The sequence below is a fragment of the Enterococcus sp. AZ067 genome, assembly GCF_051715005.1.
GTDB classification, from domain to species: Bacteria; Bacillota; Bacilli; order Lactobacillales; family Enterococcaceae; genus Enterococcus_D; species Enterococcus_D casseliflavus.
The window spans coordinates 3,271,140-3,296,525 of the sequence record NZ_JBIOSY010000001.1 but is presented as its reverse complement, the minus strand read 5'-3'; the positions used below and the strand labels follow the sequence as shown (position 1 = coordinate 3,296,525).

24 protein-coding genes and 1 other annotated feature are annotated in these 25,386 nt (G+C 43.8%); of the genes, 17 read left to right on the top strand and 7 right to left on the bottom strand.

The genetic code is table 11. From position 1 onward, the window contains the following. The first annotated feature begins 16 nt into the window (after positions 1 to 16). From IGI82_RS15600 to IGI82_RS15565, 8 genes are all read left to right on the top strand, one after another. The gene (locus tag IGI82_RS15600) at positions 17 to 1,045 is read left to right on the top strand and encodes a LacI family DNA-binding transcriptional regulator (RefSeq protein ID WP_115232842.1); all 1,029 of its coding nucleotides are present in this window, start codon (positions 17 to 19) and stop codon (positions 1,043 to 1,045) included. Positions 1,046 to 1,063: 18 nt separating this feature from the next. Beyond that, positions 1,064 to 4,036 carry a glycoside hydrolase family 2 TIM barrel-domain containing protein gene (locus tag IGI82_RS15595; protein ID WP_115232841.1) on the top strand — a complete coding sequence of 991 codons (2,973 nt, stop codon included), beginning with the start codon at positions 1,064 to 1,066 and terminating at the stop codon, positions 4,034 to 4,036. 339 nt (positions 4,037 to 4,375) lie between these two features. Beyond that, positions 4,376 to 5,560 carry an FtsW/RodA/SpoVE family cell cycle protein gene (locus IGI82_RS15590; protein ID WP_010749084.1) on the top strand — a complete coding sequence of 395 codons (1,185 nt, stop codon included), beginning with the start codon at positions 4,376 to 4,378 and terminating at the stop codon, positions 5,558 to 5,560. Between the two features lie 9 nt (positions 5,561 to 5,569). After that, on the top strand, positions 5,570 to 5,947 hold the full coding sequence (locus tag IGI82_RS15585; RefSeq protein WP_115232840.1) for an arsenate reductase family protein: 378 nt from the start codon (positions 5,570 to 5,572) through the stop codon (positions 5,945 to 5,947). Next, a complete protein-coding gene (locus IGI82_RS15580) occupies positions 5,929 to 6,267 on the top strand; it encodes a glycine cleavage system protein H (RefSeq protein WP_010749086.1) in 339 nt (112 codons plus the stop codon). Before IGI82_RS15585 ends, IGI82_RS15580 begins: the two co-directional genes overlap by 19 nt. Before the next feature lie 77 nt (positions 6,268 to 6,344). Then, positions 6,345 to 6,594, top strand: a binding site (T-box leader). A 71-nt stretch (positions 6,595 to 6,665) separates the two neighbouring features. Then, positions 6,666 to 7,700, top strand: coding sequence for a methionine ABC transporter ATP-binding protein (locus IGI82_RS15575; RefSeq protein ID WP_005227918.1), 1,035 nt, complete (start codon positions 6,666 to 6,668; stop codon positions 7,698 to 7,700). Then, positions 7,693 to 8,379: a methionine ABC transporter permease gene (locus IGI82_RS15570; protein ID WP_081116877.1), complete on the top strand. Its 687-nt coding sequence runs from the start codon at positions 7,693 to 7,695 to the stop codon at positions 8,377 to 8,379. Before IGI82_RS15575 ends, IGI82_RS15570 begins: the two co-directional genes overlap by 8 nt. A 44-nt stretch (positions 8,380 to 8,423) precedes the next feature. Continuing rightward, complete coding sequence (locus tag IGI82_RS15565) at positions 8,424 to 9,278, top strand: MetQ/NlpA family ABC transporter substrate-binding protein (protein WP_010749087.1); 855 nt, start codon at positions 8,424 to 8,426, stop codon at positions 9,276 to 9,278. A gap of 38 nt (positions 9,279 to 9,316) precedes the next feature. Here the strand turns inward: IGI82_RS15565 and IGI82_RS15560 are convergent, their stop codons facing one another. The 3 genes from IGI82_RS15560 to IGI82_RS15550 all read right to left on the bottom strand — a co-directional run bounded on the left by IGI82_RS15560 (position 9,317) and on the right by IGI82_RS15550 (position 11,861). After that, positions 9,317 to 10,369: a helix-turn-helix domain-containing protein gene (locus IGI82_RS15560; protein WP_375818289.1), complete on the bottom strand. Its 1,053-nt coding sequence runs from the start codon at positions 10,367 to 10,369 to the stop codon at positions 9,317 to 9,319. Positions 10,370 to 10,612: 243 nt separating this feature from the next. Continuing rightward, positions 10,613 to 10,930: a DUF960 domain-containing protein gene (locus tag IGI82_RS15555; RefSeq protein ID WP_438842463.1), complete on the bottom strand. Its 318-nt coding sequence runs from the start codon at positions 10,928 to 10,930 to the stop codon at positions 10,613 to 10,615. Positions 10,931 to 11,246: 316 nt separating this feature from the next. Beyond that, positions 11,247 to 11,861: a 50S ribosomal protein L25/general stress protein Ctc gene (locus IGI82_RS15550; protein ID WP_005227923.1), complete on the bottom strand. Its 615-nt coding sequence runs from the start codon at positions 11,859 to 11,861 to the stop codon at positions 11,247 to 11,249. Positions 11,862 to 12,161: 300 nt separating this feature from the next. On the opposite strand from IGI82_RS15550, the gene IGI82_RS15545 reads away from it, so the two are divergent. From IGI82_RS15545 to udk, 3 genes are all read left to right on the top strand, one after another. Continuing rightward, on the top strand, positions 12,162 to 12,878 hold the full coding sequence (locus tag IGI82_RS15545) for a 16S rRNA pseudouridine(516) synthase (protein WP_016609902.1): 717 nt from the start codon (positions 12,162 to 12,164) through the stop codon (positions 12,876 to 12,878). Positions 12,879 to 12,892: 14 nt separating this feature from the next. Further along, positions 12,893 to 13,576, top strand: coding sequence for a YjjG family noncanonical pyrimidine nucleotidase (locus IGI82_RS15540; RefSeq protein WP_438842462.1), 684 nt, complete (start codon positions 12,893 to 12,895; stop codon positions 13,574 to 13,576). 83 nt (positions 13,577 to 13,659) lie between these two features. Beyond that, complete coding sequence (udk, locus tag IGI82_RS15535) at positions 13,660 to 14,283, top strand: uridine kinase (protein WP_005227927.1); 624 nt, start codon at positions 13,660 to 13,662, stop codon at positions 14,281 to 14,283. 347 nt (positions 14,284 to 14,630) lie between these two features. Here udk and IGI82_RS15530 read toward each other — a convergent pair whose 3' ends face one another. From IGI82_RS15530 to IGI82_RS15520, 3 genes are read right to left on the bottom strand one after another with little or no spacing between them, the layout of a single operon-like run. Beyond that, on the bottom strand, positions 14,631 to 15,104 hold the full coding sequence (locus IGI82_RS15530; RefSeq protein WP_438842461.1) for a GNAT family N-acetyltransferase: 474 nt from the start codon (positions 15,102 to 15,104) through the stop codon (positions 14,631 to 14,633). A gap of 13 nt (positions 15,105 to 15,117) precedes the next feature. Continuing rightward, positions 15,118 to 16,434, bottom strand: a complete 1,317-nt coding sequence (locus IGI82_RS15525; protein WP_005227932.1) for a sensor histidine kinase — start codon at positions 16,432 to 16,434, stop codon at positions 15,118 to 15,120. Positions 16,435 to 16,437: 3 nt separating this feature from the next. Continuing rightward, on the bottom strand, positions 16,438 to 17,112 hold the full coding sequence (locus IGI82_RS15520; protein ID WP_005227933.1) for a response regulator transcription factor: 675 nt from the start codon (positions 17,110 to 17,112) through the stop codon (positions 16,438 to 16,440). A 132-nt stretch (positions 17,113 to 17,244) separates the two neighbouring features. Between IGI82_RS15520 and IGI82_RS15515 the strand changes: the two genes are divergently transcribed. From IGI82_RS15515 to IGI82_RS15490, 6 genes are all read left to right on the top strand, one after another. After that, positions 17,245 to 17,967 carry a polyphosphate polymerase domain-containing protein gene (locus IGI82_RS15515; protein WP_438842460.1) on the top strand — a complete coding sequence of 241 codons (723 nt, stop codon included), beginning with the start codon at positions 17,245 to 17,247 and terminating at the stop codon, positions 17,965 to 17,967. Continuing rightward, positions 17,957 to 18,634, top strand: coding sequence for a DUF4956 domain-containing protein (locus IGI82_RS15510; protein ID WP_438842459.1), 678 nt, complete (start codon positions 17,957 to 17,959; stop codon positions 18,632 to 18,634). The genes IGI82_RS15515 and IGI82_RS15510 overlap by 11 nt, the downstream gene beginning before the upstream one ends. A gap of 15 nt (positions 18,635 to 18,649) precedes the next feature. Next, positions 18,650 to 20,515, top strand: a complete 1,866-nt coding sequence (locus IGI82_RS15505; protein WP_438842458.1) for a carbohydrate-binding domain-containing protein — start codon at positions 18,650 to 18,652, stop codon at positions 20,513 to 20,515. Positions 20,516 to 20,685: 170 nt separating this feature from the next. After that, positions 20,686 to 22,170: an ABC transporter permease gene (locus IGI82_RS15500; protein WP_005231794.1), complete on the top strand. Its 1,485-nt coding sequence runs from the start codon at positions 20,686 to 20,688 to the stop codon at positions 22,168 to 22,170. Between the two features lie 10 nt (positions 22,171 to 22,180). After that, on the top strand, positions 22,181 to 22,846 hold the full coding sequence (locus IGI82_RS15495; RefSeq protein WP_016609898.1) for an ABC transporter ATP-binding protein: 666 nt from the start codon (positions 22,181 to 22,183) through the stop codon (positions 22,844 to 22,846). A 167-nt stretch (positions 22,847 to 23,013) separates the two neighbouring features. After that, positions 23,014 to 23,466, top strand: a complete 453-nt coding sequence (locus IGI82_RS15490; RefSeq protein ID WP_015510428.1) for a YaiI/YqxD family protein — start codon at positions 23,014 to 23,016, stop codon at positions 23,464 to 23,466. Between the two features lie 52 nt (positions 23,467 to 23,518). On the opposite strand, the gene IGI82_RS15485 is transcribed toward IGI82_RS15490, so the two are convergent. Continuing rightward, entirely contained in the window at positions 23,519 to 25,261 is a 1,743-nt protein-coding gene (locus IGI82_RS15485; RefSeq protein WP_438842457.1) for an ABC1 kinase family protein, read from the bottom strand. Positions 25,262 to 25,386: the final 125 nt, after the last annotated feature.

The following is a 25,386-nucleotide window of genomic DNA, read 5'->3' as shown; positions in this document are numbered from 1 at the left end:
GGTAGGTGATCATAAGATGGGAAAAGTGACCATTATGGACGTGGCGAAATCTGCTGGAGTGTCTAAAAGTACTGTTTCTCAATATTTAAATGGACGTTACTCTTTTATGAGTAAGGCGACACAAAAGAAAATTCAGGCGGCAATAGAGGAGCTCAATTACATTCCAAATGAGATTGCTAGAAGTCTTACGTTTAAAAAGAGTAATACAGTAGGGGTTATTGTTTCGAATATTGCGTCTCAATTTACGATTGATCTTGTAAGAGCAATTGAAAGGAAGTTTGCACAGGAGAATATTCAATTGCTTCTGTGCAATACGGATAATAACCCTGAGCGAGAGCAGCAATATCTGTCTTCACTAAGCGCTCGCCAAGTCGACGGGGTCATTTTATTTCCCAATTCCGAAAATAGGAGTTACTACCAAGCACTCAACGAATCGGAGTTTCCTTTAGTTTTTGTCGATCGAACGATCCCAGACCTAGAGGTTTTATCTGTGACTTTGGATAATGAATGTGCAACTCGACTTGCCACGCAACATCTCATAGATAATGGTCATCAAGCAATCGCTTTAGTCACTTATCCCTATAGCAAAAGTGGGGTATCAAACCGAAAAGGTCGGGTGATCGGCTATCTCGAGACGCTTAAAGAAAATGGGATCGATGAATCGCAAGTGAATGTATTTGAGATTGAGGAGTATCAAAGTGAGTCAGCATTTAAACAAATACTGATGGAGCCATCAATTACCGGGTTAGTTTTAACGAGTGATGTCCTCTTGGAAGCGTTTTTGATTTTCGCTAAAAAAGAAGGGACCAGGATTCCAGAAGAGCTCTCCATCGTTTCAATCGACGATGCAACATTTGCGATTTTTCACAACCCAATGATTACCACCATCAAACAACCAGCTAGTCAAATTGGTGAGTTAAGCGCTGAGTTATTATTGGATTTGATGAATGGAACCGACAAAGAAATGCTTTTAAAAGAATCACCTTATCAATTTCAACCAGAGATTTGCTTGCGCGAATCCGTGTACCGGCTAAGGGAGCAATAGAATGTAAAGGAGAAAATCATGTTTAACGCAGAATTCTTAAGGAATCCTCAAGCGCTTTCTGAAGGGAAGGCCTCAGCCAGAGCTTATTATGTCCCTTATGGACTAGACGATCAATTGAACGCCTCATCACGTAAAATCTCCTTGAATGGTTCTTGGGGCTTTCGTTATAACGAAAAATTACATGTGTTTACGAAGGAAGAAGTGGCGGCGCTTTCCTCAAAGGATTTTCAGCAAACGATAACTGTACCAAGCAACTGGCAGATGGAGGGGTATGGAAGGCCTTGGTACACGAATATCCAATATCCGTTTATTTGTGATCCTCCGTATACGTTCTCTGAGATCCCGTCTGCGGTTTACCAAAAGACGTTTGAGGTAGATGCCATAAACATGCGTAAGTTTTTGCGCTTTGAGGGGGTAGACAATTGTTTTGTCGTCTATCTTAATGGGGAATACATCGGTTTTAGTAAAGGGAGTCGGAATGCTTCTGAATTTGATATTACAAAACAGGTACTTGTTGGAAAAAATACAGTAGTCGTGCAAGTATTTCAATGGTCGGATAGCTCTTATATTGAAGACCAGGATATGTGGTGGTTGAGTGGTATTTTTCGCGAGGTGAGCTTGCTTTATAGACCGCACAAAGCTATCTGGGATTTTAAAGTTGAAACACACTTTGACTCGCATTACCAAGATGCACAACTAAAACTTTCTTTTCTTGCTATTCAAGGGGAAGATTTACCATGTGAGATTCATTTAGAACGCAATGGAATGAAAATTTTTGAAGAGCATGGCTGTTTTACATCAGGGGATGTATTTAAGAAAACGATCGTTCACCCGGATCATTGGACTGCTGAGACGCCGAATCTTTATAGGTTAACGATCAAAACTGCTGAAGAAGTGATTTATCAATCAGTCGGCTTTCGTGAAATTGAAGTGATCAACGGCGAGATTTGTGTGAATGGTACGCAGATCCTTCTTAAAGGAATCAACCATCATGAGTTTCATACCGAAAAAGGACGTGCGGTGACACCAGAATTCCTTGAAACAGAAATACGTATGATTAAGGACGCGCACTTTAATGCGATACGAGCTGCCCACTATCCGCATATCCCAGAGTTCTATCAATTGTGTGATACGTATGGCTTGTATGTTATGGATGAAGCTGATTTGGAATGCCATGGTATGCTACAGGCAAAAAATAAAAATCATATAAGTGATTCAAAAGAATGGCAGCAAGCCTATCTAGATCGTATGGAGCAAATGGTCAGCCGCAATAAAAACCATTGTTCAATCTTATTTTGGTCTGTCGGCAACGAGTCAGGGAACGGCTTGAATCATCAAGCGATGATCCGATGGTGTCGCCAAGCAGATCAAACCCGTCTGATCCACCATGAAGGGGAGTCCAGAGATTGCTTATCCGCCGATGCAAGTTCTTATGAAAAAGATGTTGTCTATGCTGATTTTAATTCACGTATGTATGCACCATTAGATGAATTGATCGACGTCGCAACAAATAGGGAAATAAAAAAACCATATATTCTTTGTGAGTATGGGCATGCTATGGGGAATGGTCCAGGTTCTTTAAAAGAATATTGGGAACTTTTTGAGAAATACCCTAAGCTGCAAGGGGGATTTTTGTGGGAATGGAAGGACCAAGGGATCAAAGCAGAGCGTGATGGACGAGAGACGTATTTATATGGAGGGGACTTTGGCGATCAACCGAATGACTATAATTTCGTTTTAGATGGGTTAGTCCAAGCCGATTTAACCCCATCCCCGAGTTATTTTGATATTCAACGATGGCAAGCACCGTTGCAGTTGGCGCTGGACTTTACTACTGGAGAAATAAAAGTCACGAATACGAATCGTTTTCTCTCATATCAAAAGGTTACAATCGAATGGGCGTATAAGGTGATGGAGACTGTTTTAGAAAAAGGAACACTTGTGCTTTCCGTTCCCGCTAATGAAACAGTGGTGAGCCGTGTAACCTTTGACCGCACAGCTTGCCAAAAAGCTAATTTATTTAAAGCAACGATCACGGACGATGCTTTAAATGAAGGGGATTCATTGCCCTTGTTCGTGCAATCGGTAGAAAGACCTTTAGCAGTCGTGAGCGAAGCTGATCATTCGTTGCCATTTGATCACTTTGAAGAAAACGACGAAAGGATCCTGGTAAACTTCGGTGCCTATACGTTGCGAGTGAATAGAATAAATGGTCAATGGACACTAAACCATGCAGAAAAACTACTCGTGAAAAGTCCTAAAAGTGTGTTTTGGCGTCCGGTGACAGACAACGATTTTGTATCCGCAAAAAACTGGCGCAAATTCGGTGTCGATCGGATACAAACAAACCTCGTCGCTATAGAATGGTTCTTAGAAAGTTCGAATCATTTTAAGCTTTTGATCGAGGAGAAGCATGGTTCTGCTGGGAATTACTGGCACATTCACGAGAAAAAAGAATTGGTGTTTTATTCTGACGGTCGGATCGAGTATCGAGTTAGTGGTTTACCGAAGCACCAATATCCAGAAACATTGCCGAGGATTGGGTTAGAATGGGCGCTATCAAAGGAGTTCGTAAGAACCCGATGGTTAGGAAGAGGACCGATCGAGTCATATCCAGATGCTGAGAATGGCACCTATGTTGATGTGTTTGAACAAGCAAGTGATAAAATGAGTTTCCTCTATCATTTTCCTCAAGAGAGCGGCAATCATATGCAGACAAGTTGGGTAGAAGTGAGTGCTGAGAATCAGTTAAAGCTTCGATGGGCAAGTCACCTACCGTTTCATTTTAGTCAACATCAACAAGCGTTAGCAACGATCGATACGGCACAACATATTCATGAACTCGTCGATTCAGAGTGTATCTGGTTTTATACGGATCATAAGCAGCATGGCGTAGGCTCAAGAAGCTGTGGTCCCGATGTATTGGACAACTATCAGTTAAAGCTCGAAGAATATCATTATGAACTGACATTTTTCTTTGAAGGAGAGTAAGGAGGAACAAAGCGCGGATTCAAGGAGCGCGTATTATTTTCAGCAATCAGCTTCAGTTGATTCAAATGATGGATGTTGAACCGACGCCCAAAAGGTTAGTTTTCGATCTAACCTTCTGGGCGTCGGTTTTTGGTGAAAATGGCGGTTCATTAAAGGAAACGAGGACCGCTTCTTTATTCGTAGAGTTCAAAAAGATACTTGGGTAACTTCATTTTTAACCCTCTTTTCCCGAAAATCATTAAAGTTTCTAAATTTTTTGTGAATGCTCATGGACAATCCTTTCTTTTCTCCTCAATTATCACTATAATGGATAAAGATTCTACAGAAGAGAGTGTGGACATGGAAAATTCACGAATAAAAACGAACGATAATCGAATTGACTACGGTGTGATTCTACCCGTATTTTTATTATGTCTGATTGGTTTGGCGTCCCTGTATGTGGCGCTGACACACGATCCGAATAATCCGAATATGCTGCGAATGTTAGGGTTTCAAGCTTTATGGTATGTGTTAGGCGTTGTTGCCGTGATCATTATCATGCAGATCAAATCAAAATGGCTCTGGAAATTGACGCCCTATATTTATGGGGCTGGGCTAGCCGTTATGCTGGCGCTGCTGAAATTTTACAACCGGACGATGGCTGCCTCGACAGGGTCGAAAAACTGGTTTAGTTTTGGTCCCTTTACCTTGCAACCTTCAGAATTGATGAAGATCGCCTATATCATGATGTTGGCGTTAGTCGTCACGCAGCACAATGTCAAGCATCGGGAACGGGATCTGAAAACAGATGGGTTACTGATTGCAAAAATGTTAGCCGTCACGATCCCAGTCCTGATCCTGATCACCTTACAAAATGACTTTGGTACGATGTTGGTCTTTCTAGCGATTTTCGGTGGGGTCTTCTTGATGTCAGGAATCTCATGGCGAATCATCGTGCCAGTGATTGCGGCATTTGTGATTCTCGGCGGTGGAACGATTTTCTTAGTGACTACCGATGTTGGTCGCGAGTTTCTGTACAATACAGGAATCTTTAAAGAATACCAATTCGCCCGTATCGATTCGTGGCTAGATCCTTTTCATGATACCCAAGGGCAATCCTTCCAATTGGCGTATGCTCTGATGGCGATCGCCTCTGGTGGGATGTTCGGGAAAGGATTTAATGTCAGCGATGTGTATGTACCAGTCCGAGAATCCGATATGATTTTTTCGGTGATCGGTGAGAATTTTGGGTTTATTGGCAGCGCGTTTGTCATTTTATTGTATTTTATTTTAATCTATCGAATGATCCGCGTATGTTTCGATACCAACAATGAATTTTATGCCTACTTGGCAACTGGGATCATTATGATGATTCTCTTCCATGTGTTTGAAAACATTGGCGCAAACATCGGTCTCTTACCGTTGACGGGGATTCCACTGCCGTTTATCAGCCAAGGAGGATCTGCCCTATTAAGCAATATGATTGGGATCGGTTTGATTTTATCGATGCGCTATCAAGCTGAGACCGCACCAAAAACACTTTAAGGAGTTCACATGATTACATTTTATTGGTACCCAAAATGCAGTACATGCCGAAATGCGAAGCGTTGGTTAGAAGAGCACGAGATTCCCTTTGAAGCGATCGATATGGTAGCTACACCGCCTCAACCGGAACAATTGCTGGCTTGGATCCAATCAAGCGAAGCACCGTTAACCCGTTTCTTTAACACAAGCGGCATGAAATACCGTGAATTGCAATTAAAAGAAAAAGTGCCGACCATGACTGCCCAAAACGCAGCCGATGTGCTGGCAACCGATGGTATGTTGATCAAGCGCCCACTGCTGGTTAGCGGCGACCGCTTTTTGATTAATGGATTTAAAGAAAATGAATATGAAGGAGTCTTACTAGAATCATGGAAAAGAAATGCTTAAGAAAAAAAGATAATTTGTGGGTTTTGTTTAACGGGAAAGAATATTGTGTCGGTTTAACAAAAGAAGCGCAAGAAGAACTTGGTGCGGTCACGTTTGCTTCGATTCAAAAAGCAGGAACTGCTTTAAAACAAGGAGAGACCCTTGTTGAGCTGGAAGCGGAAAAAGCAGTCAGTGAATTTCCAAGTCCATTGACGGGCGTGATTTCTTCCGTAAATGAAAAAATCGATCAATCGATTGATACCTTAAATGATGAAGACGAAATGAACGCTTGGCTGGTCAGCTTCAAAGAGGTTGACCCAAGTCAATTTGAAGCCTTGTAAGTCAAATCTGTAAAAACGACTATTTTTTCAAAAAGAATTGACAGTCGGATAAGACGTTGCTATAATTTGCTCAATAAATGAATGCTTTGAAAAGAAGAGTACATGTTCTTAACGTACACAGAGAGCCCTGTTTGGTGCAAATGGGCAACGGAGAGAGGATGGAAGATGGTCTTTGAGCATGATAGGTGAGTGGAAACAAGCCTATCACGGGAGGCACCCGTTACAGTGCAGCAGTATGCGAAGCAATTCAAGTACTGAGCGAGGCTGTTGATGCGAATCGACAGTAAATCAAGGTGGTAACGCGGAAGTTGTGCTTTCGTCCTTTGTAACAGTATAATGTACAGAGGATGAAAGCTTTTTTTGTGTTTAACCAACCAAAGAGGAAAGATGGGAATAACATGGCATTAATCGAATTGTCGCATGTAAAAAAGTCATTCGGCAAAAAGCAAACGGCTGTCCACGCCGTCAATGATGTTTCACTGCAAGTGGAAAAAGGCGATATCTACGGAATCGTCGGTTACTCTGGTGCTGGGAAAAGTACATTAGTACGTTTGTTGAACGGCTTAGAATTGCCGACAGCAGGAGATGTAGTCATTAACGGTCAAAACATTTTGGCATTGAAAAACAAAGAATTGAGAAACTTCCGCAAAAAAATCGGCATGATTTTTCAGCACTTTAATCTTTTATGGTCTCGAACGGTGGCGGAAAACATTGAATTGCCATTGGAGTTGGCTGGCGTTGAAAAAGCAAAACGCCGTCAACGAGCGCAAGAGCTGATTAAATTAGTTGGGTTGGAAGGACGGGAGAATGCCTATCCGGCACAATTGTCTGGCGGACAAAAGCAAAGAGTCGGGATTGCTCGTGCATTAGCGAATGAACCAGAAATTTTGCTGTGTGATGAAGCAACGAGTGCGTTAGATCCACAAACAACAGAAGAAGTGTTGGATCTCTTGCTTTCCATCAATAAAAAATTGCATTTGACAATCGTCCTGATTACCCATGAAATGAACGTCATTCGCAAAATCTGTAATAAGGTCGCGGTGATGGAGCATGGGCAGATCGTGGAAGAAGGGTCAGTACAATCGGTTTTCCGTAACCCACAGCAGGAAGTGACCAAACGTTTTGTTCAGCAAGATTTGGAGCCAGAAGAAGATGCTGAAGAATTACGGCAAGCCTTCCTACGAGAAAATCCGCAAGGACATTTAGTGACCTTGACTTTTACACAGGACAACGCCAATGAACCAGTGATTTCACAAGCAATCCGTCGCTTCCAGATCGATGTCAATGTCGTTTACGGAAAGATCCAACAAACCAATGAGGGATCCTTTGGCGGCTTGACGGTTTTATTGACAGGTGAAGCAAGTGAGATCGAAAAAGCGATCGCCTTTTTCAAAGAGCAGCAAGTAGGCGTGGAGGTGATTGAACGTGGATAAGTCATTTGTAGAAACCTATTTTAATTTTGAAAAGGTCGACTGGACCAATATGCAGCAAGCAACCCTAGACACCTTGTTTATGACTTTCTTCTCCATGGTTTTAGTGGTTGTGATCGGTTTGCTTCTAGGATTGGCGCTTTATTCACTAGGGCGTAAACAAACAGCGGGAGCCAACATTTTCTATAACGTGGTTTCCATCATCAGTAACGCCTTTCGTTCAACGCCATTCATGATTTTGATGGTCTTGATCATTCCGTTTACAACATTATTAGTCGGTTCATTCCTAGGGGCAAAAGCAGCGATCCCAGCATTAGTTTTATCGGCGGCACCGTTTTATGCTCGGATGGTGGAAATTGCTTTTCGTGAAGTCAATCCTGGTGTGATTGAAGCAGCGGAAGCGATGGGTGCTAGTTACTGGGAGATCATCTACAAGATCGTGATTCCCGAAAGTGTTCCAGCATTGATTTCAGGACTGACGGTCACAACGATTTCAATGATTGGTTATACTGCCATGGCAGGCGCGATCGGTGCCGGCGGGCTAGGCGCTTTGGCTTGGCAAGAAGGATTTCAACGTGGAAATTACACTGTTACGCTTGTTGCAACAGTGATTATTTTAATTATCGTTTTCATTATCCAAGGAATCGGCGATTTCCTTGCGAAAGCCACCGATAAACGGTAAATGAAACGAAGAACAAAAAGTGGAAAATATGGGAGGAAATGGATATGAAAAAGATTTTTGGTATTGCAACAACCTTATTGTTAACTGCCGCTTTAGCTGCTTGTGGCACAGGCTCAAATTCAGGAAGCTCTGACTCATCTGCGGCTGAGGGAGAATCAACAAAATTAGTGATCGGTGCATCAGTTACGCCTCATGCGGAAATTTTAGAACAAGCCAAACCTTTACTAGCAGAAGAAGGCATTGATCTTGAAATCAAAACCTTCGATGATTATGTGTTGCCAAACAAAGCATTGGAAAATGGCGATATCGATGCCAATTACTTCCAACACATTCCTTACTTGAACAAACAAATCGCAGACAATGGCTATGATTTTGTCAATGCTGGTGCGATCCATATCGAGCCAATGGGTCTTTACTCAAAACGAATCTCTGATATTTCAGAACTAGAAGATGGTGCAACGGTTCTTACTTCCACTTCTGAATCTGACTGGGGTCGTATTCTAACGATTTTACAAGATGCTGACTTGATCACTTTAAAAGACGGCGTTGATACAGAAACGGCAACCTTTGATGATATTGCTGAAAATCCGAAAAACTTAGAATTTAAACATGACGTTGATCCATCTCTTTTGGCAACTGCTTATCAAAACGACGAAGCAGACCTAATTGCCATCAATGCGAACTTCGCATTCGGGATCGATTTGAACCCAGCGGATGATTCTGTTTTATTAGAAGCGGATAATTCGCCTTATGTCAACGTGATCGCTGTCCGCAGTGGTGACGAAGATAGCGACAAAATCAAGAAATTGATCGAAGTGCTGCATTCAGACGAAATCAAAGACTTTGTGGAAGAACAATGGCAAGGTTCAGTGAAAATCGTTGATGCTGACGCAAAATAATTCACTGATAGTAAAATGATTTTAAAAAGAGCGTGTCGCTACTTAAGCGGACGCTCTTTTTTTTGCGGAAAGGCAATGATGGGTTGGAAGAAAGAGACGTCTTGCCAAATGCATTCATAGAGCAAGGGCAACTCGGGATGCTTCTTTAAAAGTTTTTCGTAGTGGGGAAGCTGTGTCAAGAAAACACGGACCAAGCATTGTGACCGTTCAGATAAGCGAGGATTTAATGGCGGATAGACAAATAAATTGCCCTCCAATAATGCCCCCAGCAGATGGGCTTGGAAAATTTTCGGCAAAAGAACCTCTAACGGCTGCTCGATTGGATACTGCCTCAAAACTGGGGTGATGATTTGGCATAAGAGGACAGATTCTTCTGCAGGTACATAGAAAGGCTCCAATGTTAGAAGCTGTTTCCATAAAAACAAATAGCTGCGTTCACCGACTAAGTAGAAACTTGGAACAAAGTGTTTGGGAAAAACTTGTTGAGTAAACGTGATTGATGTGTTGGGATAAAAAGCAGTTTTCCGTAACTGATGGATTTGTGTCAGCTCCTGAAACGCTTGATTGGGGGAGATAAGCGCTGGGTTTGCTAAGAGGGTAAGGCGAAAAAGCACATAGCGCAATTGTCGTTCGTTGCCAGTGATTAAAGGATAACTGCGGCGATCGATAGCTAGTTGATAAGGTGCTAAAAAGTTAGAAAAGGATGAAAAGCGCCGATGCAAACTGGATGGGCTGAGATAATAGCGTTTGTAGAGATCTGCAAAGGAAATAGTCGGCATTTTTAACAAGAGCAAGAGTAGCTGATAATTTGCACTTTTATTGAATAATGCAGCAATCATTTCCATATGGGGGAGGGAGCAACTGGCTGATTGCTGCAAATGACGGTCTGCACGAATGTGTCCTTGTTGTACATCATAGTGGAAGAATGGGTCCTCGTTTAAATAGCTTGACAGCAGCCGACGGATCGTTTTGACAGAGATTTTTTGGGCGGCAGCAGCTTTATTCAAAGGCAGGGGATTTTCGGTTAAAAGTGTTGTGGAGAGTCGCAGCATTTGCATAATATCTTTTTCAAGGATATTTTTCAACATCATGCACCTCTTTCAGCTAAATTTTGCAACTGTCCTTATTATAAGGGAACTTCATTCGTTATTTTCACTCACAAAAAATAGTCAATAAAACGTAATAAAAAACGATGTTTTTGTCGAGTATTTATTTGAAATTGCTGCTAGACAGAATTAAATGAAAGGAGGTATGCAAAAAAAAACCACCTTCTAAAATAAAAAGGGTGGTTTTTTATATAGGTGTCGTTATAAAAAGAGAAGGGCGAATGGGCGTTAACGAGTCTCGCTAGGCAATAAAATCGTTTGCCGCTGCCCATCGTCATACACATAGACTTTTTGGGGATAGAGGTCGGAATAACGGTAAGGCAGATCAACGCCGAGTTCGATTTGACTTTGTACTTGAGAAAAAAGCAGTGTGACACGACCGTGATTGTTTTGGACTTCAAAGGTGAGCAGATTTGTCAACGGAATAAACCCTTTTAAATCGAGATCGATGATTAACCAAATACTATCGATCAGTTCGCCAGGCAGTGTTTGAACAATCCCGCCAGAAGCGTAGCGGCTGCGGTGATCATCAAATGTTTCAAACATAAAAACCCCTCCTTCAAGTAGGCTTGCCAATAACATCAAATTTGTCTATTTATCATAATGAAGAACCGTCAAAAATGCAACTACTTCTGCTTTTCTTTTTGGGCAGCGACGCATTTTAACTATTTTCTTAAAAATTTGTTGGGTTGGCTGGACCAAGCTTTCCCATGGCGTCTTTCAGTGGAAAATAGTCAGTTGCAGCTCACCAGCTCTTCGTAAGAATGAAAAAGACTCTTAAAGGAAAAGCCCTTCAAGAGTCTTGCATTTCTTAGAAGTGTCTGTTGATTGAAGACGCGATCTTAAGAACGATGTTCTATGATTATTCTTCGTCTTCACCGATAACTGCTGGTTCAGCAGCTTCGCCAGCTTCTTCATCTTCAGAGATTTCTTGTGGTTCAGTAACCGCAACGATTTGTTCTTCTGGATCGGTCACGATCGTGTACTCGTCGTTCTTAGGCAGATCAGCCACTGTTAATGAATCGCCGATCTCTAATGACGTTACATCGATTTCAACACGTTCAGGCAATTTGTCTGGTGTTGCTGATACAACGACTGTATACAAGTTTTGTGCTAGAACACCACCAGCTTTGACACCAGCAGATTCGCCAATTAAGGTTACTTCTGCTTCTACTTCTGTTTCTTCATTCATATCGACAGATAGGAATTCAACGTGGGTTAAATTGCGTGTGAAGGTATCTGATTGATACTCTTTGATCAGTGTATTGACTTTTTTGCCTTCTAAGCTGATCGTGATTACGGTATTCAATCCATTTTCACGCAAGATTTTTTCTAATTCTGCTGCATTGACAGCAATCGGTGTGCTTTCTACTTTGTACCCATTGACAATTGCAGGTACTTTTCCTTCGTGGCGCAACTTGTTCCGTAAAGAACGTGGGCGAACTTCTCTTTTCGTAACTTCTAATGATACTGACATAACTCAATTCCTCCTAAAATTTTCTCGTTAATAACGAGATTTTTTAAGCAAATTTTGTTAACTCTGCACATTAAGTGGTACGTGAGTGAAAACACGCAAAAGGGCAGTTGTGTACACAACTGCCCCAGAAAGTTTTGGTTCAACTTTTCTCCACCAGGTCATAACGCTGTGTATGAGAAACTATATTTACTTTACTCTTTAACCTTACGCAAAAAGACAAAGAAAGTCAAATCATTTGAAATCCTGGCAGTTTCCTTTCACTAGATCCTGAGCTATAATAGCCACTATGGAGAAAAATTTATGCGTTTAGATAAAGTGATCGAGCAACAATTGAATACTTCTCGTAAAGAGATGAAACGGTTGTTTCAGCAAGGAAAAGTCCTCGTGGACCAAAGGATTGAAGGGCGACCTGAGCGCAATGTCGATAGCGCCATCCATCAAATCATCGTTGCGGGTCGTCAGTTGGAGACGCAGGAACGCTATTATATCGTCAACAAACCCAATGGTGTTGTTACAGCGAATGTTGATCAACAGCACCAGACAGTGATCGATTTGATTGCACCAAAGGACCAGCACCCAGATCTTTATGCCGTCGGTCGATTGGATCGGGACACGGAAGGGTTGGTATTAGTTACGACGAATGGTCAGTTAGGCTATGACTTGCTGCATCCCACTAAAAAGGTGACCAAGCGATATGAAGTGGTGGTCAATGACTTGGTGACTCCTGAAGATGTGGCGGCATTTGCCACAGGGATCACCTTTCATGGTGGTGTCACTTGCAAACCAGCTGCCCTAACGATCATCGATGCCCGAGCGGCTCGTTCCTTTGTTTCGTTAGAAATTGCTGAAGGCAAGTTCCATCAAGTGAAAAAGATGTTTTTAGCCCGAGGGAAAAAAGTCATTCAGCTGAAACGAACAGCGATGGGTTCGCTAGTTCTACCAGATGATTTAGCAGTGGGGAGTTATCGCTCGCTGACGCAAGAAGAATTAAGAGGACTGGCGGCGCATTTCCGCTGAGAAAGAGGGAGAAAATGAAGTATAAAACATTATTATTTGATGTCGATGACACGATCCTCGACTTTCAAGATACCGAAGATCAAGCCTTAAAAGCACTATTTGAAGCTCATGGCTTGGAAATGACCCCAGAGCGCAAACAAAGCTATCAAACGATCAATCATGATTTGTGGCAGCAGTTTGAGCAAGGGAAAATTACGAGAGACCAAGTCATCAATGAGCGTTTCGGTTTGTTTTTTGAAACGCAAGGCATTCAGGTCGATAGTCCAGCAGTTGAATTGGCCTATCGGGAATTTCTAAATGAAGGACATAAACTGTTAGACAACAGTGATGAGATCTTAGCGGAGTTGGCGCAGCATTTTGACCTATACGTGGTGACGAACGGGATTTCTGAAACCCAATATCGCCGCTTGGAAGATGCCAAATTAAAGCCGTATTTCCGTGATATTTTTGTTTCAGAAGATACAGGGTATCAAAAACCAATGAAAGAATATTTTGACTATGTGTTTGCTCGCATACCAAACGTTAAAAAACAAGAAACAGTCATCATTGGCGATTCACTGACTTCAGATATCTTAGGCGGACAACTGGCAGGGATCGATACGATTTGGTTCAATCCAAAGAAAAAAAACAGTGGTGAGATTCAGCCTACTTATGAGATCGAACGTTTGCAGCAATTACTTCCTTTATTGCAGCACTGATTCTACAGAAACAGTAGTAATTTGCCGAATTTTCGCTATAATAGAACCAGTGTGAATTTTTTAAGATGAAAGAGGTTAATTGAATGACGAATGGCAAGCCCATTATTATTGGTGTGACAGGTGGATCAGGTAGTGGAAAAACAAGCGTGAGTCGGGCGATCTTTAATCATTTCCCCAACCATTCTATTATGATGCTTGAACAAGATTCCTACTATAAAGACCAAAGTGATCTGAGCTTTGAAGAACGGTTGAACACCAACTATGACCATCCTTTTGCATTTGATACTGATTTGTTGATCGATCACTTGCAACAGCTGCTTGCATATCAAACGATCGAAAAACCCGTCTATGATTATGTTGCGCATACCCGCAGCGAAGCAACGATCATTCAAGAACCCAAAGAAGTCATTATCTTGGAAGGGATCTTGATTCTAGAAGATGAGCGATTGCGTAATTTAATGGATATTAAACTTTATGTTGATACAGACGATGATATTCGGATCATTCGCCGAATCAAACGTGACATGGAAGAACGTGGCCGGACATTGGATTCTGTGATCGAACAATACTTGACGGTGGTAAAACCGATGTATCATCAATTCATCGAACCGACCAAACGGTATGCCGATGTCATCGTACCAGAAGGCGGCGAAAACCACGTAGCCATCGATTTGATTACGACCAAAGTAGCGACCTTCTTATCCTAAGTTTTTTTATCCATCAATTGGAATGTTTCTATTTGAAAAGTAACAATTGATTCATGAAAAACTGCTGATAGGCACTCTTTCTTGAGAAATGCTTATCAGCAGTTTTAATTTTATAAAAAACAGTAGTATTCCGACTAAATTTATGGTAAAGTAATCCTCATGCGACGAGTCGAGAAGGTCTAGCATTAGCTGACCAGATTGATAGCAGAGGCACACCGCGTAAGCAACCTACCGGATTTGTAGGGTGTCGGAATATTCCTTTTGTGGAGATAGGGTATTCTACTAGCAATAGTACTGTGAGTAAAGAAAGCTGTGAACATTTTTGTTCACAGCTTTTTTTTGTTCATTTAGGTGAGAGAACAGCGATAGATGGTGGAAGACTCTCCCCAAGGATGGTAGCCCGTTCCGATCGGTTCAAAAGCAAACTTCTCATAAAAAGTAGAAAGATCCGTACATAGATACAGAGAATCAAAACCAGCTCCAGCAGCACGTTGCTTGGCTGTTTCGATCAAAAGGGGGGCACCGCCTTGGCCACGCCACAAAGGGTCCACATACAAGGCGCAAAGCCAAGGGGTTAAATCCATCCGACTGATGAAGTCGTTGGGGATCAAGCCACCGCAGCCGATGATTTGATAACGTCCGTCTGCTGCGATTTCTTCGTTGACCAGCAGTAGCCATTGCGGCAAAATGCTTGTTGAAAAACTATGGGTCAGGCTGTCTTCATAAACCATGAGGGAGTCGGGACCAGCCCACTGTTTTTGGAAGTAACGAATGGCTTCTGCTAAGTAGTCAGGGTGTTCTTTAAGGGTGATGACCTGCATTTGTTTTTCTCCTTTATCCTTCTTTAGGTAAACGAATCTGAAAAATAACCCCTCGTGGCTGCAAATCTTTGACCTGGATTTGGCCCTTGTGCTCTTCAACGATTTGCTTGGCGATCGCTAAGCCTAAACCATAGCCGCCGGTCTCTTTGGAACGGGAACGATCCTCGCGGTAGAAGCGATCAAAGATACGGGCTTTTTCTTCATCGGAAATGGCTGGTCCCGTGTTTTTGACCTCGATCAGCCATTGCTTGTTAGAAATCTCCGATAAGAGGGTGATTTTATCACCGCTGCTGGTATATTTTAAGGCATTATCTAGGAGGATCACGAGGACCTGATGGATTTTCTTTTGGTCAAAGCAAGCGGTCGTTTTGGCAAAGTTTTCGACAACAAAGTGTTTTTGATCCAATTCGGCAATTTCTTTGAAAGGTTTGACTAAGTCATCGATAAAAGGAGCTAGCTCGATGGTTTCTTTTGTCAAAAGCAATTGATTGGAATCACTGCGGGCGATCGTCAGCAAATCCGCCGTTAATCCAGTCAGTCGCCGAGTTTCCGCTAACGCTTGGGCAATGCTTTCAGATTCTTCAATGATCGTATGATTGGGCTTGGTAAACAGGCGTTCCAGACTGTTTTGAATGATCGTCAATGGTGTGCGCAGCTCATGGGATGCATTTTCGACAAATTCCTGCTGTTTTTTCCAGGAGGCTAAAATGGGGCGCATGTTCAAGCTGGAAAGCAAATAGCTGATCCCGATCGAAAGAATCCAGAAAAAGATCATCGATAAAATTAAAATCGTTTGGAAATTGTTCATCGCATTTTTGATTTGGTTAGTGTTCGCCAAGACTTGGATATAGCCGACACCAGCATCATTTGTTGGTGCTTTGGTGGTGATCGAACGAAACAAAAGGGTCTCTTCTTCCTCTGACAAGGACTGATCCACCACTGAAAAAGATGTGATACTGTCTAAGTGGCTTGTATCTAAAGATAAACTTGCCAGTTGTGAAAAGCGGCCGCCCAAGGTCTGCTTGTTTAATATCTCACCGTCTTCAGACCAGAGAATCAACTGGGTATTGAAGCGATTGGTCCCAGGGATCTTTGGCATGGCACTATCTGGTGGCAATACCTCTAGATTGGATTGCGAAGCGCTGATCTCTGCTTGGATCAAGCGGGTATCTTTGACTGCTTGTTCCAAAGAAATGTCGGTTTGCCGATAAGCCGACTGGTTGAACAATTGGAGGACGATGGTTCCTAAAAGTAAGAAAACCAACGCAAAGGCACTGACATTTAGGAGAAAGGAGTGCAGCCGTTGTCTCTTAGAGCGTTCTTTATTCATAGACTAGGCTCCTTGCATAATATAGCCGACATTTCGCAACGTACGGATCTCTTTGTCGATCCCTGTCTGGCGCAAGTGTTTCCGCAGATTGCTCATATAGACTTCGACGACAGTCAAGGTCGTTTCTGAATCAAATCCCCAGATGCGATCAAAAATCTGTTCCTTAGTCAAAATAATGTTTCTATTTTGTAGAAAATAAAGCAGCAGCTCAAATTCTTTCCCTTGGATCGGCAAAAGCTGCCCTTGGTAACTGACCTCATTGGTGCCAAGGTTGCACAGCAATCCGTTATATTCCAAGGTATTTTCATTGAACAAACCTAAGGAGCGTTTTAGCAACGCTTTGATCCGCATCAATAATTCTTCCCGATAAAAAGGCTTGGTCAAATAATCATCTGCCCCTTTTTGAAAACCGGTCACTTTGTCTTCTAAGCCGTCTTTGGCTGTTAAAATCAGGACGGGTGTTTGGAGTCCTTTTTTTCTTAGGGCAGAAAGCACCTCATAACCGTTCATCTCTGGCATCATCAAGTCGAGAATAATCAAATCATAGATCCCCGTTTCTGCCTCGTATAAGCCTTCACTGCCATCATAGGCTTGTGTGACGTCACCGATCTCGCTGACGATTTCTTTCATATTATCAGATAATGTTTTGTCATCTTCGATCACTAATAGTTTAATCATGTTCCCACCTCTTTAAGGATAAGAATAGTACGAATAGCATAAAAAATGCTTAAAAAAACTGTTTTGCCTTAAGCTGCATTTAAGATAGCTGCCGTAAATTCAGTGCATGGATTTCAAGGGAGGAACATTTTTATGAAATTGAAAAAAGTCTTTCAAAGAAAAGAGACAAAATATTTAATAGCCAAGGAACAATTTCCTGCATTTCTTGCTGAGCTGCAGCAAAGAATGGCGATCGATGAATATGGGCAGCACACGATTATGTCCTTGTATTACGATACCCACGATTACCGCTTTATTCGTCATTCGATGGACAAACCGAAATACAAAGAAAAATTTCGGGTCCGCAGCTATGGCATACCGACAGAGCAGCAGTTAATTTTTTTAGAGATCAAAAAGAAAGTCAATGGCGTGGTCTACAAACGCCGAGTCCCGATGCCCTATGCTGACTATTGCGGCTGGTTGCAAACAGGGGTCTTGCCGTCAATGGCAGAAGCACCGCAAATCGCTGCAGAGATTCACTGGCTATTTAAGCAAAACCCAGACTTGCTGCCGAAAGTGTTGATTGCCTATGATCGCTTGTCGCTGTTTATTGATGATGATAGTGAATTTCGCGTGACATTTGACCAAAACATTCGCTTTCGCACCTATGATCTTATGTTCGGTTCTGGCAGTGAGGGGGCGCTGGTAGCACCTGAAATCGTGGTGTTGATGGAAGTGAAAGCCCTCGGCGCTTATCCATTATGGTTTGTGGAGCTGTTGAACAAATACAGCGTACGCAAAGGCAGCTTTTCAAAATATGCCCAAACGTATCAACGGCATTTGTTCAAGAAGGAGGAATGGTTACATGTTATCTAGTCTGTTTTCTGGCGATACGAGCACCTTGGAATGGCGTAGCTTATTGATCTGTATCGCCGCCTCATTGCTTTTAGGAATATTGGTAGCTGCGATCCATATGATCCGCAATGTCTACACAAAAAACTTCGTCATTACCTTGGCTGTTTTACCGATCCTCGTTCAATCCGTGATCATGCTAGTCAACGGCAATCTTGGCACAGGTGTGGCGATCTTAGGCGCCTTCAGTTTGATTCGTTTCCGCTCGGTTCCAGGAGGGTCTAGAGAGATCACCAGCGTCTTTTGGTCGATGGGGATCGGTCTGGCAACTGGGATGGGCTATGTCGGCTATGTCGTGATTTTTTCCATCATCGTGGCGCTTTTCTTGACCCTTTTATACACGGTACCCTTTGGCGATCGACAAGCCATGAGTGAACGAGAACTGAAAGTCACGATTCCAGAAGATTTGGATTATCCGCAACTATTCGATGATCTCTTTGAAAAATATACGCATTCTGCCAAACTGACATCGGTTCGAACGACCACGATGGGGAGCTTATATGAGTTGCGTTATCAGTTGCTGTTAAAAGACCAAGCGCAAGAAAAGCAAATCATTGATGAAGTTCGGGTTCGTAATGGCAATTTACCTGTTGTTTTAGGCAAGCTCACCGCTAACCGCGATGAGCTGTAGAAGGAGGAACCTTTTATGAAAAAACTCATTTATCCACTCTTGCTCTCTTCGCTGCTCTTAGGCGCTTGCGGGCAAACCGATAAAACCGATAGTACTAGCACGAGCAGCAGTTCCAGTTCCGCAGCAGCTGTTTCCGGTTCGGCCGCAGTGACCAACGTTGCAACGACTCTTGATGATGCTACGGACTATTATGGCAGTTACGAAGAAGAAGACGTGGATGCCTCCTACGATGAGGCGACCGCCACGCAACTTGAATTGAATGACGGCGATACGACGGCTGTTGATGGCGTTGCAGTGGAAGACCAAACGGTGACGATCACGCAAGCTGGTAACTATGTCGTCAGCGGTTCCTTAAGTAATGGTCAACTGGTTGTCAACGTCAATAAAGAAGAAAAAGTCCATCTGATCTTTGCGGGTGTCACGATCACCAATGAAGACGGGGCGGCAGTCGTCATCGAACAAGCAGAAAAAGTCATCACGACCTTAGCCAGTGATACGACAAATACTCTGATAGATGGCAGCAGCTACACCTTGGCGGAAGGTGAGACGGAACCAGATGCCGCTTTTTATAGTAAAGAAGATTTGTCCATCAACGGTGATGGAACGTTGGTGATCACAGGAAATTACAGCAACGGGCTGCGCAGCAAAGATGATTTGGTTTTAGCTGGTGGCACGATTGAGATCACAGCGAAAAACAATGCCATCAAAGGAAAAGATTCCGTGTCGATCTTGGCAGGGAACTACACACTGAACACCACTGAAGGAGATGGCATCCAAGCGAATAATTCGGAAGATGCGGAAAAAGGCTACGTTGCGATCGATGGCGGTACCTTTACGATCCAAAGTGGGCGTGATGGCATCCAAGCAGAAACAAATTTAAGCATCCAATCAGCCGATCTCACGATCAAAACGGCTGACGGGGCACAAAGTCAGTCGCTAGTGACGGATGAAAGCTACAAAGGATTGAAAGCTGGCGGTGTGATGACCATCAGCAGCGGTACCTTTGCGATCGATAGTGCAGATGATAGCCTGCATGCTAACGATACCATCAACATCACAGGTGGTACGATCACTGCCAGCAGTGGTGACGACGGCATACATGCGGACAATGAATTGACGATCTCCGATGGGACGACTGCTATCGAAGAATCCTATGAAGGACTAGAAGCAAGTGTGATCACGATTGCTGGTGGTACGACACACGTCGTGGCTAGCGATGACGGGATCAATGCCGGTGGTGGCAGTGATACGGAGGAAACCACTGGCCAATTTGGGCAAGACAGCTTTGGTGGCGGTCCTGGCGGTGGCGATACCGCAGATGACAGCAAACAAATCATAATCACTGGCGGGACGTTGGTGGTCGATGCCGAAGGGGATGGATTAGACAGTAACGGCAATGTCACCATGAGTGATGGGGTCGTCATCGTAAATGGTCCAACGACCGGTGGCAATGGCGCTTTGGATTATAACGGGACGTTTGAAATCACTGGCGGTGTCTTGTTGGCTGCTGGTACGACCGATATGGCCATGAATGTCAGTGGAGGAAGTCAACAGTCGATCGGGATCAGTTTCGATCAAACCCAAGCAGCAGAGACCCTTGTGACCTTAAAGGATAGTCAAGGACAGACGATCTTGTCCTATGCACCAAGTAAAAGCTACCAACATGTGGTTCTTTCTAGCCCAGATTTGACGGATAGCAGCTATACATTGGTCAGTGGGGGAACGAATGATGCGCAAGCTGTTTCTGGTTATTATGCTGGTGGGACCCTTAGTGATGGGACGGAATTAGGAACGTTGCCCGTCACGGAAACGATCGCCAACTTGACCCAATCAGGAGCGACAGCGACAACCAATCAAATGGGCGGCGGCTTTGGCCGTTAGTTGAAGGTTCATCGATCATTCCCTGGGGGTCATCAATAAAACGTGCAGATCGCAGAAGACAGCTGCGGTCTGTTCCAACGTTTTGAAAAATCTGGGGAAGATTTAAGTTCAATTTAAGCTAAGGTTCTTATAGTCGAAATACAATAATTTGCCATTCAGGAGGAACAAAGATGAATTTTTTGAAACGAGGGCTCCAAAGTTTATGGGCGAAAAAAGGCCGGAGTCTGCTGCTGATCGCCGTATTTTCTGCAATCTTGATTTTTGTATTGGCGGGTTTGACGATTCGCAGTGCAGCGCTAGTAGCGACTGAAAATGCTCAGAAAAGTGTCGGCGCAACCGTGACGTTGCAAGCCAACCGTGAGCAGGCTTTTCAGCAAAGAAGTTCTTCATCTGACAGCGATGACCAGAGCACACGTCCAGATCCAGGGAGTTTTCAATCGACACCCGTAGCGATCACAGATGCCCAAGCAATCGCTGATTTAGACGGGGTTGCTTCATATAGTTTTGAAGTCAGTACCTCGGCTGATGCCGTCAGCGGGATCGAACCGATCTCTAGCAGTGACTCCTCGACAGAGTCAGAAGCAACCGATAGCAGTGAGTCGGGGCAAATGGGCGGTATGCCAGGAGGTATGCCTGGTGGGAGTATGAGTACAGGTGATTTCCAAATCACTGGCGTATCAACCAGTGCGGCGTATACGACTTTTTCGGAAGGAACAGCGACGATCACGGATGGAGAAGGAATTACTTCTGAGGACGAAGGCACAAACCAAGTCTTGATTGAATCCTCACTAGCTGAAGCGAATGATTTAGCGGTCGGAGATACGTTTTCAATCACTGATGCAGAGGACAATGAAGTAGAAGTGACGGTCAAAGGAATCTATGAAACGAGTGAAGTTGGCAACAGCATGAGCCAAATGTTTAACTTTCTCAACCCAGCCAACACGATCATTGCCTCTTATACCCTTGCCAATACGTTGAGCGGCAATGAGGACACCATTGATTCAGCAACCTATACCTTGAGTGATCCGTCTGAAATGACGGCATTCGTGGAAGAAGCAGAAGGATTGATCGATACAGAAACCTATAGCATCCAAACCAATGATCAGATGTATCAATCGATGCTGACACCGTTGAATAATGTCGCGAGCTTTGCCAAAAATATTATTGTGTTAGTTGCTGCTGCCGGTATCATTATTTTGACGTTGATCGTGATGATGTCGATTCGGGAACGTCGCTATGAGATTGGCGTATTGCTCTCTTTAGGCGAGTCACGAGCCAAAGTGATCCTACAGTTTTTCACAGAGATTTTTGTCTGCATGGTATTTGCTTTAGGGATCGCGGCCGCTAGCGGCAATCTTGTCGGTAATGCCGTCGGAGAGCAATTATTGGCACAGCAAACCGAAACGACGACGGATCAGGCAGCTGCTGAAAACGCTGGACCTGGAGGCGGAGAGATGCCGCAAATGGGCGGTAACCGTGGCGGTTCTTTCCCATCCTTCACCCAATCAGCAGAAGTGGAGTCCTTAGAAATTACCGTTTCCCCTCAACAAATTGGTCTATTGGCATTACTCGGTCTAGGGATCAGCTTTGGCTCGATCTTACTCTCGTCGGCGGGCATTTTGCGGCTGAACCCGAAAAAAATCTTGGTTTCTTAGGAGGAACGACATGACATTACGAACAGAACAATTAGGCTATTGGTATCAAAGCGAAGCAGAAGCCCTGTTTCGTGGCGTTGACTTGACCTTCGAGCCTGGCAAGATGTATGCGATCTTAGGTTCCAGCGGATCGGGGAAAACGACCTTCCTGTCGCTGATCACAGGCCTAGATACCCCGAAAGAAGGAAAGATTTTCTACAACGAAGAAACGTTAGCAAAAATCGGGCTGCGGGAGTACCGCCGCAAAGATGTGTCCATCGTGTTCCAAGCCTATAATCTATTGCCTTATCTGTCGGCATTGGACAATGTGGTGACAGCGATGGCGATCGCGAAGTCGCAGCAAGCCGATAAAAAGGCCTACGCTTTAGCAAACTTAGCCAAAGTTGGCATCACGGAAGAGCTGGCACTGAAAAAAGTGACCCAATTATCGGGTGGGCAGCAGCAGCGGGTGGCGATCGTTCGCGCATTGTGCTGTGAGCATGAGCTGATCGTAGCCGATGAACCGACTGGAAACTTGGATGAAACGACGTCCAAAGAGATCGTCAAACTGTTTCAAGAAATTGCTCATGAGCAAAAAAAATGTATTATCTTAGTGACCCATGAGCAAGAAGTAGCCAAGGCTTGCGATGTCGTTTATGAGCTAAAAGAGCGAGCCTTTTCTAAAGTTGAAGGATAAGCTTTGCTTAGGGTAGCTGCTAGTTATTAGGGCGGAGGCAGTTGCTCTTCTTGAGGCTTTAAATACATCCTCAAGGAAACGGCTGTAAAGTCTGCTTGCATCTTCGCCTTGCTCCTCTTACAATAGAAGTAATTGTAAACGAAGAAACTTGTGAGGGGAGTGTGGAGATGCGACTTTTTATTGACGGCGATGGATCGCCAGTGAAAAACGAAGTGATCGAGCTGGCTCAGCAATATCAGCTGCCGGTGGTGATCGTCACCAGTGTCGATCATTACACGACCAAAGATTATCCTGCCCATGTTCACTTTGTCTATGTCGACAAAGGCTCGGATCGTGCGGATTATGAAATCGTGAAGGAAATAGAGCCCGGTGATTTTCTCGTTACCCAAGATTATGGGTTAGCCTCTTTGGTCTTGCCGAAAAAAGCGCGGGTTTTTCACCATAACGGCACAGAGTATTTGCCAGAAACGATCGATTTTTTACTTGGACAACGCTACTTAGGTGCGCAGATGCGTAAAGCAGGCAAGCGTACAAAAGGACCGAAGCCCTTTACGAAAGAGGATCGGGAAGCCTTCAAACGAATCTTTGAAAACGAATTGCGACAGACTCTTGCAAAATAAGCACCCTCAAGACCCAGCTTCTGCATGAACCACGGGAATTGAAGGTGCTTATTTATTTCTTGCGAAAACGATCATAGAAGTATTTGCTGACTAAAGCCACGATCGCGAAAAATGCTAAGGTATATCCGAAGATTCCCATCTGATGGACGAAGGCTCCTTGTTGCGGGCTGGCGACCACCAATAAGGAAGAGCCAAGGATGACCGCAGCTAGAATAATACCGATCACCAGTCGATTGACCATCTGATCAAAGCGGTCCAATAGCTGCTTTTGTTCGCGGATCTCTAGATTCAATCGGTGTTTACCAGTCGCAAAAGTGTCTAAGACAGCCAAGGTCCGATCGGGAATATGGCTAAGTGCCCGCAAGCTTTTTGCGGTTGCCAAGGCGCTTTTTTTCACCTCGTCTTCAATACTCAGCTGCTGCAGGAAATATTTTTGTGCAAAAGGCTGAGTGACTTCCATCATTGATAATTCGGGATCTAAGGCTTTGATCACACCTTCCAAGGTACCAAAAGCCTTGATCAGCAAGGTGATGTCTCGATGCATCTGCAGTTGGTTATCATGGCAGATCGTGATGACTTCCGCCATCACTTTTTGCAAGTCGATATCCTTTAGCGGCATATTATAGTAGTTTTCAACAAATTTTTGCAGGTCTTGGTAGAAGGCGACTTCGTCAAAGGAACTGCCGCTGCTGTTGCACAACCGCAAGACGGCTTTACCGACTTCTTGGGTGTCTTGGGTATAAAGAGCAATCAACGCATCGGCTAAACGGCTGCGTAAAGACTGATCCAAATGACCCATCATCCCAAAGTCCAAGAAAATCACTTGGTAAGGCGGCATGACAGCTTCTTCTTGCCATTTCAACGAATAATCGACCCCGCCGAGGACACCGACGCGCTGCTTGACTTGAAATGGTTGTGGGCGGTTGGCTTGATCCGTGAAGACATGCAAGAAAAGATTGCCAGGATGTGGATCAGCGTGAAAGAAGCCATCTTCAAAGACTTGTTTCATAAAGTTTTCGACTAATAGCGTCCCCACTTGTTTTTTCACGGCTTTCACGGACTGATTGTCATAAACGATGTCTTGATTTTTGCGGGTCAGTAAGCAATTCAAGCTTTCACCTGCCATGTAATCCATGACTAATACTTTTTGGGTACACCATTCGGGATAAACTTTTGGCAATGCCAACTGCGGGTCTTGGTGATTGTTGCGGTAGAATTCCTGTGCATTTTTCATCTCTTGCAAAAAATTCGTTTCATTGGCAAGTGATCGTCGGACTTCGCTTAGCACGCTTTTTAAATCCACCACATTGGCTTCTGGAATTGCGCGAACCAACGGCAGGGCTTTTTCAAAAAGATCGAGATCCACTTGAATTGCCGCAATGATCCCTGGATGCTGTACTTTGACGATCACTTCTTTGCCGCTGAGCAAGTTTGCTCGATGAGCTTGTCCGATAGAAGCTGAGGCGACTGGAATTTCATCAAAAGCGGAAAAAACTTCCGTTAGCGGTTGCTGCAGTTCTGTTTCCAGCAGTGCTTTGACCTTGGGAAATGGATCGCTTTTGACATTGTCCTGCAGCTGCTTGAATTCATCGACAAAGGTGCTGGAAAGCAGATCATTGCGGACCGAAAGCATCTGCCCGATTTTGATAAATGTTGGTCCTAATTCTTCAAACGCTTGACGCACCATTTCGGGGTGCTGCTGTTTGCTGATATTTTGAACGACTTTGTATTTCAAAAAGACTTGAACGATTTGTTTTAATCGTCCTTTTCTAGAAGGAGCGGTTTGTTCTGTCATAGGTCCCACCTCTTTAAACGTGCCGTGATATATTCATAGTACTGACAAAATGAAAAACATTCAACTAACGACTGTGTAAGCTTAAAGAAATTTCTGCAAGATTTAATGCCGGTTGGTCGATTTTG

Coding starts and splice junctions, on each gene's coding strand:
- udk (WP_005227927.1), top strand. CDS start 13,660: ATGACGAATGGCAAGCCCATTATTATTGGTGTGACAGGTGGATCAGGT.
- IGI82_RS15585 (WP_115232840.1), top strand. CDS start 5,570: ATGATTACATTTTATTGGTACCCAAAATGCAGTACATGCCGAAATGCG.
- IGI82_RS15485 (WP_438842457.1), bottom strand. CDS start 25,261: ATGACAGAACAAACCGCTCCTTCTAGAAAAGGACGATTAAAACAAATC.
- IGI82_RS15530 (WP_438842461.1), bottom strand. CDS start 15,104: ATGCAGGTCATCACCCTTAAAGAACACCCTGACTACTTAGCAGAAGCC.
- IGI82_RS15540 (WP_438842462.1), top strand. CDS start 12,893: ATGAAGTATAAAACATTATTATTTGATGTCGATGACACGATCCTCGAC.
- IGI82_RS15565 (WP_010749087.1), top strand. CDS start 8,424: ATGAAAAAGATTTTTGGTATTGCAACAACCTTATTGTTAACTGCCGCT.
- IGI82_RS15520 (WP_005227933.1), bottom strand. CDS start 17,112: ATGATTAAACTATTAGTGATCGAAGATGACAAAACATTATCTGATAAT.
- IGI82_RS15595 (WP_115232841.1), top strand. CDS start 1,064: ATGTTTAACGCAGAATTCTTAAGGAATCCTCAAGCGCTTTCTGAAGGG.
- IGI82_RS15580 (WP_010749086.1), top strand. CDS start 5,929: ATGGAAAAGAAATGCTTAAGAAAAAAAGATAATTTGTGGGTTTTGTTT.
- IGI82_RS15500 (WP_005231794.1), top strand. CDS start 20,686: ATGAATTTTTTGAAACGAGGGCTCCAAAGTTTATGGGCGAAAAAAGGC.
- IGI82_RS15510 (WP_438842459.1), top strand. CDS start 17,957: ATGTTATCTAGTCTGTTTTCTGGCGATACGAGCACCTTGGAATGGCGT.
- IGI82_RS15590 (WP_010749084.1), top strand. CDS start 4,376: ATGGAAAATTCACGAATAAAAACGAACGATAATCGAATTGACTACGGT.
- IGI82_RS15515 (WP_438842460.1), top strand. CDS start 17,245: ATGAAATTGAAAAAAGTCTTTCAAAGAAAAGAGACAAAATATTTAATA.
- IGI82_RS15490 (WP_015510428.1), top strand. CDS start 23,014: ATGCGACTTTTTATTGACGGCGATGGATCGCCAGTGAAAAACGAAGTG.
- IGI82_RS15505 (WP_438842458.1), top strand. CDS start 18,650: ATGAAAAAACTCATTTATCCACTCTTGCTCTCTTCGCTGCTCTTAGGC.
- IGI82_RS15525 (WP_005227932.1), bottom strand. CDS start 16,434: ATGAATAAAGAACGCTCTAAGAGACAACGGCTGCACTCCTTTCTCCTA.
- IGI82_RS15600 (WP_115232842.1), top strand. CDS start 17: ATGGGAAAAGTGACCATTATGGACGTGGCGAAATCTGCTGGAGTGTCT.
- IGI82_RS15545 (WP_016609902.1), top strand. CDS start 12,162: ATGCGTTTAGATAAAGTGATCGAGCAACAATTGAATACTTCTCGTAAA.
- IGI82_RS15575 (WP_005227918.1), top strand. CDS start 6,666: ATGGCATTAATCGAATTGTCGCATGTAAAAAAGTCATTCGGCAAAAAG.
- IGI82_RS15495 (WP_016609898.1), top strand. CDS start 22,181: ATGACATTACGAACAGAACAATTAGGCTATTGGTATCAAAGCGAAGCA.
- IGI82_RS15555 (WP_438842463.1), bottom strand. CDS start 10,930: ATGTTTGAAACATTTGATGATCACCGCAGCCGCTACGCTTCTGGCGGG.
- IGI82_RS15550 (WP_005227923.1), bottom strand. CDS start 11,861: ATGTCAGTATCATTAGAAGTTACGAAAAGAGAAGTTCGCCCACGTTCT.
- IGI82_RS15560 (WP_375818289.1), bottom strand. CDS start 10,369: ATGATGTTGAAAAATATCCTTGAAAAAGATATTATGCAAATGCTGCGA.